The organism is Mucilaginibacter sp. 320_HR (assembly GCF_059691875.1).
In genome coordinates this window covers 428,372-441,781 of record NZ_JCAWAI010000001.1, presented here as the reverse complement: position 1 = coordinate 441,781, position 13,410 = coordinate 428,372, and the positions used below count along the sequence as shown (strand labels likewise).

Genomic DNA, 13,410 nt, shown 5'->3' with positions numbered 1-13,410 from the left:
ACTAAGGCCAAAAGCAGGAAGTTAGCTGAAAGCAAAAGCCTAAAGCTAAAAGCAGATAGCAAAGTGGCTAGGTAAGCGTCAAAACTAAAGATGAATTCTAGAGCAGCATATTTAAAGGCTTTTAGCTTGAGACTCTCTGCATTCAGCTTTGTCTGTACAGGCTTTTACTCTCTATAAACCGAAGTACAGATTCGGGTACAAAATATTGTACGTTCTTTTTTTCGGCAATGGATTTACGTATGAACGTAGCAGAGATCTCCATCTGAGGTGTCATCGTTATGGTGACAGACGGATGCGATGCAAATTCAGCATTCTCGTAACCGGGACGTGGATAAACAAATATTTGGTGATCGCGCAGGATGAGCTTGTAGTTCTTCCACTTGTGCAGGGTTGCCAGGTTGTCTGATCCCATGATAAGGGCAAACTCGTGCTCAGGGTATTTTTCCTTGAGATACGCTAGCGTATCAATGGTATAAGATGGCTGCGGGAGCTTCATCTCTACATCGCTTACGGAAATGTTAGTAGCGTTTTCCGTTGCCAGCTTGGCCATCTCCAGCCTGTCATAGGCGTTAATCAGATCGCCATATTTCTTTAGAGGATTCTGGGGCGACACCACCAGCCACACCTTATCCAGCGCGGTATAGTTGGCCATGTAATTAGCTATAATTAAATGCCCTACGTGTATTGGATTGAACGAACCGAACAGTAAGCCTATTTTCATATCCCCAGCCTCTAAAGGAAGATTTATTTTTCACAAAAGCCCCGGCCTGTGGAGTGTAAGAACTACCCCTAGTGTACCGGCGCGTTAATAAAATCTTTTACCAGCTTCTCCGCTTCCGTACAAGCCGTTTCAAGATCGTAATTTTTGAGGATAACATCAAATTGCGGCGCGTAGTTTAGTTCCTTTTCTGCTTTTGCAAAGCGTTCCTGCAGCTTCTCGGCACTATCTGTACCGCGGCCAGTGAGGCGCTCTATTAAAACTTCCAGCGATGGTGGCTGTACAAAAATAGCCAACGCCTGCTCTCCGTACTTACGCTTTAAGTGCATGCCGCCCTCTACGTCGATGTCAAATATCACAGTTTTGCCCGTTGCCCAAATACGCTCTATCTCGGTGCGCAGGGTGCCGTAAAAAGTGCCGCTATATACCTCTTCAAACTCAACAAACTGCTTTTTGGCAATTCGGTGCAAGAACTCCTCTTTACTTATAAAATAATAATCCTTACCGGTTTGTTCATCGCCACGCGCGGGGCGGGTTGTTGCCGATATGGAGAACTCCAGCTCCGGCATTTTGCCAAGCAGGTGATGAACTATTGTGGTTTTGCCGGCGCCTGATGGGGCAGAGAATATAACAAGTTTACCTTCGGGGTTCATAATGTATGGTTATCAGCCACAAGCGCTACAGCACGTTAAGCAGTTGTTCTTTTATCTTTTCCAGTTCCTCTTTCATGCCAACCACCAGCTTTTGCATATTGGCATCATTTGCTTTTGAGCCCAGGGTGTTTATTTCCCGCCCTATTTCCTGCGATATAAAGCCGAGCTTTTTACCATTTGCATCGGCTTTTTTCAGCGTTTCTAAAAAATACTCGCAATGGGTTTTAAGCCTTATCTTTTCTTCCGTTATATCCAGCTTGTCTATGTAGTATATTAATTCCTGCTCAAAGCGGTTCTTGTCTATGTTTTCTGCACCTACTGCTTCACTCAGGAACTGATTAAGGCGCTCGCGTATTACAGGTACCCGCTTAGGCTCTTCAACCTCTACAAGCTCCAGGTTCTTTAAAATAACACCAATGCGGTACTTTATATCCTGCTCCAGTACGTTACCTTCATCGCTTCTGAACTGCTGAAAAGCATCCATGGCCTGTTTAAAGGTCTTTTCAACCAGTTTCCATTCCTCATCAGATACTGTATCTTCCTCGTATCTCACTACTTCCGGCAGGCTTAAAGCCAACTGCAGCAGGTTTCCGCCGTTCTCGTTCAGCTCATCGCTTACCGCTTTTAATTGCTGATAGTAATTTTTAAGCAGGTCACGATCTATGCCGGCTGCTTTGGCTGTCTCGTTAGCCTGTTCAACGTTTATGGAAAGGTTTACCTTGCCGCGCTCTATTTGCTTGCTGCAATCAGTACGGAGCTGAAACTCTTTCTCGGAAAACATTTTTGGAAGCCGTAAAGACAGCTCAAGAAATTTGCTGTTAAGAGATTTTATCTCTACAGTGTATTTTGCACGGCCCGAGTCGGAAGTGGCAATTCCGTACCCTGTCATGGATTTTATCATGTGCAAAGATAGTAATTTAGTTGATTAGAGGTTAGCTATCATAAGGGCTAAACATGAGTGCTAAACCAACTAACGGCTAACATCCGGGCTGTATGTGACAGATTTACTTTAACATATTTTCACATTTCAACTCGTTATTATAAGGTAGATTTGCAGCCGAACATTATGCCTGTAAAGTGCCTCTTATCTCTTTTATTGCTGCTAACCCTATTTACTGCAAATGTTGCCGCGCAACAGGCAACGGGTGTTACCTACCGTAAAATATCTAACACCCGTATGGGAAACGTATTAGTTACTAATCTTAACAATCATGAGATTAGAATGAGCGATGAAGCCGGCAACTTCATGATCAAGGCGAACGTAGGCGATTCCCTCGAATTCAGTAAAACAGATTATACTCCCCAAAGGCAGGCATATAACGGATATGCCATGGTGGTATATATGCAACCTGAACTGAAGCTGGGAGAAGTGCGCGTAGTAGGCCAAACCAAAAGGCAGGAACTTGCAGAGGTATTAGTAAGCTACCGCAAGCAAGGCACGTTTTACAACGGCAACCCTCCTGTACTATCTTTTCTTACAAACCCCATTACTGGTGTATATGAGCTGTTCGGCAAAACACCGAATCGCGCGAAGCATTTTGCGCAGTTTGCCAAGAAAGAGTTAGAGTTATCGGAAGTGGACAGACGCTACAACAGGACACTTGTGAAACGCGTAACCGGCATGACGGACAGTACGGAAGTACAAAGGTTCATGGAGTACTGGAAGCCATCCTACGAAGACCTTAAAACCTGGGCCGATTACGACCTTATGAAGCACATTCAAAGCAACTACACCTACTTTAAAAAGAACGGTAACCACGGACCAGAATTGCCTAAGATTAATGCACCAGCGTCACTTGGTGGACCGGGCCCTATCAAGATCAAGAAACCATAAGATTTATAAGTGTAACTTTCGGTTTCCCATCTATGGGTTAGAAGCGTTAGATACCTAATGCTGTGCAAGCTTTCTCGGCAGCCAGCTTTTCAGCGTTCTTCTTGCTGAACTCTTTACCCGAACCAAGTACCTCGCCGTCTATAATAGCTTGTATGGTAAATAGTTTAGCGCTCTCGCCTTCCTGGTTGGTTATCACATCAAAGCTGATGTCTTTACCATGCCGCTGGCACCACTCAATTAACTTGCTTTTAAAGTTAGTTTCGGTTTGCTCCAGTTTATGAATATCGATGTGCGACTTAATAATGTGATTAATGAGGAAATTCTTGGTAAAGTCGTATCCTTTATCGAGATATACTGCGCCAATAAGCGCTTCGAAAGCGTCGCCAAGCAGTGAACCTTGCCTTCCGGAGTTTAATATTTTGGGGTCGAAATCAATCAGTTTATCAAAGCCAAGCTTTTTGCCAAGCGCATTAAGGTTGTTTCGGCTTACAATTTTTGATCGCAGTTCGGTTAAAAATCCTTCATCCTCGTATGGGTAAAGCTTAAATAGTACTTCAGCTACAACACTGCCCAGCACCGCGTCGCCCAGGAACTCCAGCCGTTCGTTGCTGTTCTTAACCCCTTTTTTTATGTTCTGCGCTACAGATTTGTGCCTGAAAGCTAAACGGTATAAAGACAAATTGCCCGGCACGAAACCGAGCAAATTCTTTAAAACCTTAACATATTTTCTGTTGGGCGAAAAATAAAGCTTGTAAAAGAGGCTAAGTGGCATCCAAAGAGGTTATTCCTGGTATTTCTTAAATATAACAGAAGCATTGTGCCCGCCAAAACCAAAGCCATTGCTTTGAGCCACGTTTACAACACGCTTTTGCGCTTTGTTAAACGTAAAGTTGATTTTTGGATCAAACGCCGGATCATCAGTAAAGTGATTGATGGTTGGCGGAATGATATCGTGCTTTAACGCTAATATAGATGCAATTGCCTCAACAGCGCCGGCAGCACCAAGTAGGTGACCGGTCATTGATTTGGTAGAGCTAATATTTATACGGTAGATCTCGTCTCCAAAAGCATCGGTTATTGCCTTTACTTCCTGAGGATCGCCAATTGGTGTAGATGTACCGTGTACATTCACATAATCAATATCTGCAGGAGTTAAACCGGCATCTTCCAAAGCAGCTTTCATTACCAGCGATGCACCCAAACCCTCAGGGTGAGGAGCCGTCATGTGATACGCATCGGCACTCATGCCTCCGCCTACCATTTCGGCATAAATCTTTGCACCACGCGCTTTAGCATGCTCCAGTTCTTCCAGTATTATGGTTCCTGCACCTTCGCCTGCAACAAAGCCATCACGATCAAGATCGAACGGACGTGAGGCAGTAGCCGGATCATCGTTACGGGTAGACAAGGCATGCATAGCATTAAACCCGCCAATACCTGCTTCGTTAATTATCGCTTCAGAACCACCGGTAATAAACATGTTCGCTTTGCCTAAACGCAGATAATTAAATGCATCAATAAGCGAGTTATTTGATGATGCGCAAGCAGAAACCGTAGTGAAGTTGGGGCCGCGTAAACCGTATTTAATAGAGATATGCCCGGGAGCAATATCCGCTATCATTTTAGGAATAAAGAAGGGGTTAAACTTAGGAGTGCCATCACCTTTGGCAAAGTTTACCACCTCATCTAAAAACGTTTTTAAACCGCCGATACCTGATCCCCAGATAACGCCTATACGGCTGGTATCTAGTTTCTCAAAATCCAATCCGGCATCCTTAACGGCTTCTTCTGTCGAAAATAAAGCATACTGAACAAACGGATCCAGCTTACGGGCCTCTTTACGGCCCAGAAAACCTTCCGCGTCAAAATTCTTTACTTCGCAGGCGAATTTAGTTTTGAACTTTTCTACGTCAAAACTCTTGATATAGGCAGCGCCGCTTACCCCATTGATTAGTCCGTCCCAGTATTCTGCTACAGAATTACCAATCGGAGTAAGCGCTCCAAGCCCGGTTACAACAACTCTTTTAAACTCCATTTAATAGTTTTAAGAGGAGCTTATTTAACGTTTTTTTCAAGGTAAGCAACAGCCTGGCCTACAGTACCGATAGTTTCAGCCTGATCGTCAGGAATTGCAACGTTAAATTCTTTTTCAAACTCCATGATTAATTCCACGGTGTCTAAAGAGTCGGCACCAAGATCGTTGGTGAATGAAGCTTCCGGGGTAACTTCACTTTCGTCAACACCCAGTTTTTCCACGATAATAGCTTTTACTCTTGAAGCGATATCAGACATAGTCTTAATTTTTAATGATTAATAAATTTTCAGTGCAAAGAAAAATAAATTATGTTAAATATCAAACCTAAAAAACTTCGCATAATTACGTGAACAATATTTTACAGCAAAGGTTTCAATTGGTAATTTAACGCCGTAAAAGTAATGATTTTGAGCAGGAAAAATTTAAAGTTTGAAATCGATTTTGATTTTGTGCTTATCGCGTTAACTACGTCCTTAAAAGACTACCGCATTTGCTACCTTATTAATAAGAGCCTTAACTTCAACTTCGTGAAGGTAGAGGATCTTGAGCTGGAAATAGGGGCTAATCAGTCGCCCGTGCTGTTCTCCAATTACCTGTACAGCTGGGAAAATACCGAGACAGATTTCATATTTATTGCCAACAAAGGTTACGAAGGGTATTTGATACCTGAAATGCGCGAGGCAGACTATTTTATGATTATTAAAAATTATATTGATGAAAGTGACCTTGAAACCATAATTTCGTCCCTAAATAAAATACCCGAAGTTGTTGCAGCTGTAAAGATTGACCCGAAAAAAGTAAAATCACGCGAAAATCTTTTATTTTAGCGGAAATTTAGATGTGTCAAGAATACACTACTGCACACAGCCCAGTTTAAACCCGACAGTATGAATTATTATTATAACCGCACCAAGATTGTTGCTACCATGGGGCCTGCATCAGCCAAGAAAGACGTTTTACTTTCTATGATCAGGGCCGGCCTTAACGTTTGCCGCCTTAATTTCTCGCATGGCAAACCAGAAGACCACAAGAAAGTTGTAGATATCATTCGCGAAATTAACAGCGAATACAAAACCAATGTGGGTATCCTTGCCGATTTGCAGGGACCTAAGATCCGCATAGGTTTAGTAAAAGATGGCGGTATACATTTAATAAACGGCACGCGCATAAACATTACTACTAAGGAGTGTATAGGCGACGACAGCCAGATATACATTACTTACGAAACCTTCCCGCAAGACGTACAGGCAAACGAGATCATCCTTTTAGATGATGGAAAGTTACAACTGAAGGTAATTGAGACCAACCGCCTTGATACTGTTATTTGCGAGGTTGTACACGGTGGTATATTAACATCACGTAAAGGTGTTAACCTGCCGAACACTAAAGTATCTATCCCGAGCCTTACCGAAGAAGACCTTTATAACCTGAAGTATGCTTTAGAGTGGGACCTGGATTGGATAGGCCTTTCTTTCGTACGTACCGGTCAGGACATTATAGATCTTAAACGCATCATTCGCGAAAGCGGTAAATCTGCCCGCGTAATTGCCAAGGTAGAAAAACCTGAAGCGATAGACAATATAGACGCTATTATAGAAGCTACAGACGGTGTAATGATTGCCCGTGGCGACCTAGGTGTGGAAATGCCGCTTGAAGAAGTGCCATTGCTGCAAAAGATGATTGCCCGCAAATGCCGCGATGCTGCTAAACCGGTAATTGTAGCTACACAGATGCTGGAATCAATGATTACTACCCCGCGCCCTACACGTGCGGAGGTGAACGACGTTGCCAACTCGGTACTGGATGGTGCTGACGCGGTAATGCTAAGCGGTGAGACCTCAGTTGGTGAGTTCCCGGTGATTGTTATCGAGACAATGGCCAAGATCGTTCGTAACGTAGAAGACCTGGGTTATCCGTTCAACGCTTCTAAAGCAGAGAACCTTGATCCAACATCACCTAATTTCCTGAGCGATAACCTTTGTGGTTCTGCCGTATACCTGGCCGAACATACAAAAGCCAGCGGTATTGTGTCTATGACCACATCTGGTTACACCGCATTCGAAATATCCAGCTACCGCCCTAAAGCCGGTACTTATATCTTTACATCTAACAGGCAGCTGCTTAACGCGCTAAGCCTGGTATGGGGTGTGCGCGCGTTCTTCTACGATAAACTGGAGAGCACCGACGAAACCATAAACGATGTAAACCAGATATTGAAAACAGAGAACCTTATCCGTACAGGCGATGTGGTAATTAACACTGCTGCTGTGCCTATCTCTAAACAAGGTAAAACAAATATGCTGCGTGTAAGCGTGGTAGAATAGTCGGAAGTTCGGAGACGGAAAGTCCGGAAGATAAAAAGAGGGTTACCGTGATGACGGTAACCCTCTTTCTTTTATTCTTTTAGCTATAAGATTGTGAAAAGCTAACCTGCATTCAGCCATACAGCCGGCCGGCTGCTCTGACCATCACTTGTATACGCGAGAAAGAGGAGTTGGATAAACGCAACGAAGTCCAAACAATGCGGCCTCAGAACAGGCGGTTACCTCAGGCCTTGAAACAGCATTTGCTTACAAAGCCTGTTGTGCAGCCGCGAGTTTTCTTTGGTTACTTTCTTTTGCGGAAAAAGAAAGTAACATCCACAGGCTTATCAATTATAACAAATTTACACCGCGGCATTGGCACATTAAATGCTAAAGCAGCCAAACCCAACATGTAGCTAGAATATCCGAACCTTGTATTACCCCTGCTTTGCTTTCTCTACGTAATTCTTAGGATCAAGCGCCGAAGGTGACCAGCTTTCAAGGAACTCCAATACTTTAGCTTTGCTATGGCCCTTGCCTTCTTCCAGGTACGATGAGTTTTGAGTATGCAGGCGATTACCCTTTCCGTCTAATACAATGAATACAGGGAATCCAAACCGTTGCGGGTAGCCCAATTCGGCAAGCAGCTTTTCATTCTTGTTCTCGGGGCTATAGTTTACGTGTACTACTTCGTAATTCTTTGTGAGGTAGTTATTAAGCGTGTCGTTTTTGGTAACAAGGTCATTAAAGCGTATGCACCATACACACCAGTTACCCCCAATTTGCAGCAACACGTTTTTGTGCGTTGCCGAGGCGCGCTTTACAGCTGCTGCGATGTCTGCCTTTGCATCTGCCGCAGGGTTATATAAATGAGGTTTGTCCTGTGCAGCGGCAATATTCACAAAGCCAACTACAGCTACTAACAAAAGAAACTTTTTCATATTGGTACTTAGTTTAATTTAACATAATCAAATGTAATTGCCTGGCCATTGGTACTTACGGGCGGGTAATAAAGCAATAGCCGGGTTTCGGTAAGGGCTTTTATCGTAACGTTCTGCGTCCGGGCGGGTGCGCCTGCTTCAGATGCCGGGTAAGAGAGTGTAAGCGAACTTTCTGACGACGTATAGGTTGGCTTGTTGGCATATGTTTCAGTATTATATATGTCAAACTCCCCGGTACGGTAGAACTGCAGATCGCTATAGCCTGCTTTGGTGTTGCTACCTGTCTCTGTTTTTACCAAAGCGCCGGCTGTAAAAGTTTGTACCGTGTCGGCAATGAGGTGCCATTTACCAACCAGCGTAACTCCTCCCGGATTGTCACTCTTCTTACATCCGAAGAAGACGGATAGCAGCACTATGGCCATCAATGCTTTTTTCATAGTTGATCATTTTTAGTGTAGATGCCCTAATATACGCAAAAACACATAAGGTGTGCTTAGCAGGGCGGCACTTAAAACAAGAAAGGCCGCTTTACGCGGCCTTTATATATTTGTATCAATCTTCTACCATTTCGCTGTGGGGTTGGCTTTCCTCCGGTTCGGGTTGCTTAAAATAGCGTCTCTGATTAAATAAGATCAGGACAACCCCTACTGATATTGCCGAATCGGCAAGGTTGAATATGGGCCGGAAGAATATAAAATCTTCTCCTCCCCATACAGGCACCCACGCCGGAAAATTGCCGGTGAGCAGCGGAAAGTAAAACATATCTACTACACGGCCATGAAACAGCGGCGCGTAGTGATAGATTACGCCATAGAAGGTCGAGTCAATAATGTTACCTACCGCTCCGGCTAAAATAAGGGCCACCATCATAATAAGCCCCCGGTGATACTTATGCTGAATTAAATATACCAGGCCGTAACCTATCCCGCAAACTGCTACTATACGAAACAAAGTAAGGGCAAGCTTGCCAAATTCACCGCCCAGTTCCATGCCGAATGCCATGCCGTTGTTCTCGATGTAGCGAAGCATACCACGGTTGCCAAGGAAGTGTATCTCCTCGCCAAGGAACATGTTCTTCCGCACCCAGATCTTAATGATCTGGTCGAGCAGTACAATCAATGCGGCAGTAAGGAAGGGTTTCGTATAAGCAGCCTTCATTTATTGCTTTAATTTTGCTTCCATAGTAAGCGTGGTGTGCGGTACCGCACGCAGGCGCTCTTTAGGAATAAGCTTGCCTGTTTCGCGGCAAATACCGTACGTTTTGTTCTCTATACGTACCAAAGCAGCTTCCAGCTGTTCAATAAACTTTTTCTGGCGGGCAGCCAACTGGTTTATTTGCTCTTTCTCTAAAGTAGCGGAGCCGTCTTCCAGTGTTTTGTAAGTACCGGCAGTATCGTCTGTACCGTTTGCGTTAGGCGAGCTAAGCGATGTAGCCAATGCGTTCAACTCTTCTTTAGAGCTGCGCAATTTTTCTAACAGCAGGTCTTTAAATTCTTTCAACTCTGCGTCAGAATATCTTGTTTTTGTTGATTCTTCTTTCATTTAACTTTTTCTATAGATATTATTAGTTCAATTCCGTCTATCTCTGCTTTGTCGCCTTCATGCAGCTCAGTATCAAGCATTACGCTGTCAGCTAAAATTTCGGCGCAAATATAGGATAAATTGTTTTCCAGCGCTTTCCAGATATTGCCCGGGCAATTCACCTTTACATTTATCCTGTCGGTAACTTCAAATCCTTTGTCCTTACGCAAGTTTTGTATCCTGTTAACCAACTCGCGCGCTATACCCTCCTGCTCTAATTCATCGGTTATCGTAACATCTAAAGCCACAGTTAGTTTTCCCAAATTTGCAACCTGCCAGCCGGGTACGTCCTCGGCTATAATTTCTACATCTGGAAGTGCTATCTGGTACTTGTTGTCCAGTACGGCAATAGTACCGTCTGTTTCCAATTGGCTTATGTCTGCCTGCTCAAAAGCGTTAATGGCGGCGGCAACGTCTTTCATGTCCTTGCCCACTTTTGCGCCCAGTGCCTTAAAGTTTGGCTTTATCTTCTTCTTAACAAAGCCGGCGGTATCGGTAATGTATTCAATATCCTTAATGTTGGTTTCAGACAGGATAAGGTCCTTCACCTTTTCTACCTGCTCTTTAAAGGTCTTATCCAGTATCGGCAGCAATATTTTACTTAGTGGCCTGCGTACGGGTATGCTCACCTTTTTACGTAGAGAAAGCACCAGCGATGATACATCCTGTGCAAGCTGCATACGCTCCTCTAAAGCGGTGTCAACCTGCGCTGCATTATATTCAGGGAAGTAAGCCAGGTGTACCGACTCAAACTCTTCCTTGCGGGTTACCTCGTTCAGGTCACGGTATAAGCGATCAGCAAAGAACGGCGCTATTGGGGCCATCAGCTTGCTGATGGTGATCAGGCAGGTATACAGGGTTTGATAGGCCGAAAGCTTATCTTCAGAATTGTCTGACCTCCAGAAACGACGGCGGCTCAGGCGAACATACCAGTTGCTCAGGTGCGCGTCTACAAATTCCTGTACGGCGCGTGCAGCTTTCGTCGGCTCAAAATCTGCGTAGAAAGCATCCACTTCCTTGCTTAATGTGTTTAGCAAAGAGATGATCCAGCGGTCAATCTCCGGCCGGTCGTTAAAGTCTATCTCGGCCTCGCTGTAATTAAACTTATCAATGTTGGCGTACAGCGTAAAGAAAGAGTAGGTATTATAAAGCGTACCGAAGAACTTACGGCGTACTTCGTCCAGCCCTTCTATATTAAATTTGAGGTTGTCCCATGGCGCGGCGTTGCTTATCATGTACCAGCGGGCAGCATCCGGGCCGTATTGCTCAATGGTTGCAAACGGGTCTACCCCGTTACCCAGACGCTTGCTCATCTTGTTGCCGTTCTTGTCCAGCACCAGGCCATTGCTTATTACATTCTTAAACGCTATGCCGCCATTACCTACAGCAGCATTCACTTCTTTCACGTCTTCGCTTGCTTCGCTCAGCATTACTGCTATGGCGTGCAGGGTAAAGAACCAGCCACGGGTTTGGTCGACACCTTCGGCAATAAAGTCTGCCGGGTAAGCGTTCTTAAACTCGTCTTTATTCTCGAACGGATAATGCCACTGCGCATAAGGCATAGCGCCGCTATCAAACCAAACGTCAATCAGGTCCGGCTCGCGGAACATTTTGTTGCCGTTTAATGAAGTTAGGATAACATCGTCCACATAAGGGCGGTGCATATCTTCCAGCTTAAAGCCTGAAGGCATAAAGCCTGCGGTTATCGATTTTTCAATCTCTGCGTTAAGCTCTGCTATCGAACCGATGCATTTTTCTTCGCCACCATTCTCCTCGCGCCATATCGGCAGCGGGGTACCCCAATAGCGTGAACGGGAAAGGTTCCAGTCTACCAGGTTTTCCAGCCAGTTACCAAAACGGCCGGTACCGGTGCTCTCCGGCTTCCAGTTAATGGTTTTGTTCAGCTCCACCATCTTGTCCTTTACGGCGGTGGTGCGGATGAACCAGCTATCCAGCGGATAATATAATATAGGCTCATCAGAACGCCACGAGTGCGGGTAGCTGTGTTCGTATTTTTGCACGTTAAACGCCTTGTTCTCTTCCTTAAGCTTTATAGAGATGAGTACATCAGTAGGCTTAAAGTCGGCAGCAGCACGTTCTTCGCTGGTATAATATTCTTCTTTAACATAGCGGCCGGCGTAGTCGGTTACTTCCGTAACAAAGCGGCCCTGCTTATCTACAAGCGGTACTTCTTTGCCTGTCTCATCTTTCACGAGTACAGACGGTACGTTGTTCTCTTTACAAGCTCTAAAGTCGTCCGCGCCAAATATAGAAGCGGTGTGTACTATGCCGGTACCATCGTCTGTTGTTACAAAGTCGGCCGGTATAACGCGGAAGGCGTTCTTCTCCAGGTCCTCGTTAGTTACATACGGCATCAGCTGGTAATAGTGGATGCCCAGTAACTGGCTCCCCTTAAACTCAGCCGCTACCTGGTAAGGGATCAGTTTGTCCCCATCCTTATAGTCCTCAAGTGAAAGATTTTCTGCTTCAGCCTTAAAATATTTTTTCACCAGGTCCTTAGCCAAAACCACGCAAACGGGTTTAAAGGTGTAAGGGTTAAAGGTGTTTATTTTAACATAGGTAATGTTCTCGCCAACAGCCAGGGCGCAGTTAGATGGCAGGGTCCACGGGGTGGTCGTCCACGCCAGGATGAACACATCAGTGTTCACACCATCGAACAAAAACTCCGAGTCACTGTCGCGCTTTACCTTAAACTGGGCTGTGATGGTGGTATCTTTTACCATTTTGTAGGTACCCGGCTGGTTAAGCTCGTGCGAGCTTAGGCCCGTACCCGATTTTGGTGAGTAAGGCTGCACGGTGTAGCCTTTGTACAGCCAGCCTTTTTTATATAGCTGCTGCAATATCCACCACAGCGTCTCAATATATTCGTTCTCGTAGGTTACATAGGGGTTTTGCAGGTCTACCCAGTAGCCCATTTTTTCGGTAAGGTCGTTCCACACGTCGGTATAACGCATTACCTCTTTGCGGCAGGCATCGTTATAATCCTTAACGCTTATTTTTTTACCAATATCGTCTTTAGTGATCCCGAGCGATTTCTCTACAGCAAGTTCAATAGGCAGACCATGGGTATCCCAGCCGCCTTTGCGTTTTACCTGGTAGCCCTTTAGCGTTTTGTAACGGCAAAAAATATCTTTAATAGAGCGTGCCATTACGTGGTGAATGCCCGGCATGCCATTGGCACTTGGAGGGCCCTCGTAAAAGGTATACGGCTTGCTTGCCGGCCTGCTGTTTATGCTCTTTTCAAATATGTTGTTCTGCTGCCAGAAGTCAAGTATATCCTTGCCTGTTTGCGACAGGTTTAACTGCTTATATTCCTTGTACATC

At 44.9% G+C, this 13,410-nt stretch carries 14 protein-coding genes; 3 read left to right on the top strand and 11 right to left on the bottom strand.

Translation table 11 applies throughout. From position 1 onward, the window contains the following. Nucleotides 1-142: 142 nt before the first annotated feature. The 3 genes from nadD to AC59GT_RS01915 form a co-directional block, all read right to left on the bottom strand. Nucleotides 143-721: a nicotinate (nicotinamide) nucleotide adenylyltransferase gene (nadD, locus tag AC59GT_RS01925; RefSeq protein ID WP_497236071.1), complete on the bottom strand. Its 579-nt coding sequence runs from the start codon at nt 719-721 to the stop codon at nt 143-145. A gap of 68 nt (nt 722-789) precedes the next feature. Then, nucleotides 790-1,371, bottom strand: a complete 582-nt coding sequence (gene gmk / locus AC59GT_RS01920; RefSeq protein WP_497236070.1) for a guanylate kinase — start codon at nt 1,369-1,371, stop codon at nt 790-792. Nucleotides 1,372-1,396: 25 nt separating this feature from the next. Then, complete coding sequence (locus AC59GT_RS01915; protein ID WP_497236069.1) at nt 1,397-2,272, bottom strand: YicC/YloC family endoribonuclease; 876 nt, start codon at nt 2,270-2,272, stop codon at nt 1,397-1,399. 165 nt (nt 2,273-2,437) lie between these two features. Between AC59GT_RS01915 and AC59GT_RS01910 the strand changes: the two genes are divergently transcribed. Continuing rightward, nucleotides 2,438-3,205: a hypothetical protein gene (locus AC59GT_RS01910; RefSeq protein ID WP_497236068.1), complete on the top strand. Its 768-nt coding sequence runs from the start codon at nt 2,438-2,440 to the stop codon at nt 3,203-3,205. A gap of 46 nt (nt 3,206-3,251) precedes the next feature. Here the strand turns inward: AC59GT_RS01910 and rnc are convergent, their stop codons facing one another. From rnc to AC59GT_RS01895, 3 genes are read right to left on the bottom strand one after another with little or no spacing between them, the layout of a single operon-like run. Continuing rightward, nucleotides 3,252-3,977 (bottom strand): ribonuclease III, encoded by a 726-nt coding sequence (rnc, locus tag AC59GT_RS01905; protein ID WP_497236067.1) that lies wholly within the window; start codon nt 3,975-3,977, stop codon nt 3,252-3,254. Between the two features lie 9 nt (nt 3,978-3,986). Next, a complete protein-coding gene (gene fabF, locus AC59GT_RS01900; RefSeq protein WP_117384569.1) occupies nt 3,987-5,240 on the bottom strand; it encodes a beta-ketoacyl-ACP synthase II in 1,254 nt (417 codons plus the stop codon). A 20-nt stretch (nt 5,241-5,260) separates the two neighbouring features. Next, nucleotides 5,261-5,497 (bottom strand): acyl carrier protein, encoded by a 237-nt coding sequence (locus tag AC59GT_RS01895; protein WP_031266521.1) that lies wholly within the window; start codon nt 5,495-5,497, stop codon nt 5,261-5,263. Between the two features lie 150 nt (nt 5,498-5,647). Here AC59GT_RS01895 and AC59GT_RS01890 point away from each other — a divergent pair, with 150 nt between their 5' ends. After that, a complete protein-coding gene (locus tag AC59GT_RS01890; protein WP_497236066.1) occupies nt 5,648-6,067 on the top strand; it encodes an IPExxxVDY family protein in 420 nt (139 codons plus the stop codon). Nucleotides 6,068-6,127: 60 nt separating this feature from the next. After that, entirely contained in the window at nt 6,128-7,564 is a 1,437-nt protein-coding gene (pyk, locus tag AC59GT_RS01885; RefSeq protein WP_497236065.1) for a pyruvate kinase, read from the top strand. Nucleotides 7,565-7,980: 416 nt separating this feature from the next. Here the strand turns inward: pyk and AC59GT_RS01880 are convergent, their stop codons facing one another. The 5 genes from AC59GT_RS01880 to ileS form a co-directional block, all read right to left on the bottom strand. Then, nucleotides 7,981-8,484, bottom strand: a complete 504-nt coding sequence (locus tag AC59GT_RS01880; protein WP_497236064.1) for a thioredoxin family protein — start codon at nt 8,482-8,484, stop codon at nt 7,981-7,983. An 8-nt stretch (nt 8,485-8,492) separates the two neighbouring features. Beyond that, nucleotides 8,493-8,921, bottom strand: a complete 429-nt coding sequence (locus AC59GT_RS01875; protein ID WP_497236063.1) for a hypothetical protein — start codon at nt 8,919-8,921, stop codon at nt 8,493-8,495. Between the two features lie 115 nt (nt 8,922-9,036). Beyond that, nucleotides 9,037-9,642: a lipoprotein signal peptidase gene (locus tag AC59GT_RS01870; protein WP_497236062.1), complete on the bottom strand. Its 606-nt coding sequence runs from the start codon at nt 9,640-9,642 to the stop codon at nt 9,037-9,039. After that, a complete protein-coding gene (locus tag AC59GT_RS01865; RefSeq protein ID WP_497236061.1) occupies nt 9,643-10,026 on the bottom strand; it encodes a TraR/DksA family transcriptional regulator in 384 nt (127 codons plus the stop codon). It lies immediately after the preceding gene. Then, nucleotides 10,023-13,409: an isoleucine--tRNA ligase gene (gene ileS / locus AC59GT_RS01860; protein ID WP_497236060.1), complete on the bottom strand. Its 3,387-nt coding sequence runs from the start codon at nt 13,407-13,409 to the stop codon at nt 10,023-10,025. Before ileS ends, AC59GT_RS01865 begins: the two co-directional genes overlap by 4 nt. Nucleotide 13,410 lies beyond the last annotated feature (1 nt).

Bases quoted from the DNA above. Each gene is read 5' to 3' on its own strand.
- nadD (WP_497236071.1), bottom strand. From the start codon at position 721: ATGAAAATAGGCTTACTGTTCGGTTCGTTCAATCCAATACACGTAGGG.
- gmk (WP_497236070.1), bottom strand. From the start codon at position 1,371: ATGAACCCCGAAGGTAAACTTGTTATATTCTCTGCCCCATCAGGCGCC.
- AC59GT_RS01915 (WP_497236069.1), bottom strand. From the start codon at position 2,272: ATGATAAAATCCATGACAGGGTACGGAATTGCCACTTCCGACTCGGGC.
- AC59GT_RS01910 (WP_497236068.1), top strand. From the start codon at position 2,438: ATGCCTGTAAAGTGCCTCTTATCTCTTTTATTGCTGCTAACCCTATTT.
- rnc (WP_497236067.1), bottom strand. From the start codon at position 3,977: ATGCCACTTAGCCTCTTTTACAAGCTTTATTTTTCGCCCAACAGAAAA.
- fabF (WP_117384569.1), bottom strand. From the start codon at position 5,240: ATGGAGTTTAAAAGAGTTGTTGTAACCGGGCTTGGAGCGCTTACTCCG.
- AC59GT_RS01895 (WP_031266521.1), bottom strand. From the start codon at position 5,497: ATGTCTGATATCGCTTCAAGAGTAAAAGCTATTATCGTGGAAAAACTG.
- pyk (WP_497236065.1), top strand. From the start codon at position 6,128: ATGAATTATTATTATAACCGCACCAAGATTGTTGCTACCATGGGGCCT.
- AC59GT_RS01880 (WP_497236064.1), bottom strand. From the start codon at position 8,484: ATGAAAAAGTTTCTTTTGTTAGTAGCTGTAGTTGGCTTTGTGAATATT.
- AC59GT_RS01875 (WP_497236063.1), bottom strand. From the start codon at position 8,921: ATGAAAAAAGCATTGATGGCCATAGTGCTGCTATCCGTCTTCTTCGGA.
- AC59GT_RS01870 (WP_497236062.1), bottom strand. From the start codon at position 9,642: ATGAAGGCTGCTTATACGAAACCCTTCCTTACTGCCGCATTGATTGTA.
- AC59GT_RS01865 (WP_497236061.1), bottom strand. From the start codon at position 10,026: ATGAAAGAAGAATCAACAAAAACAAGATATTCTGACGCAGAGTTGAAA.
- ileS (WP_497236060.1), bottom strand. From the start codon at position 13,409: ATGTACAAGGAATATAAGCAGTTAAACCTGTCGCAAACAGGCAAGGAT.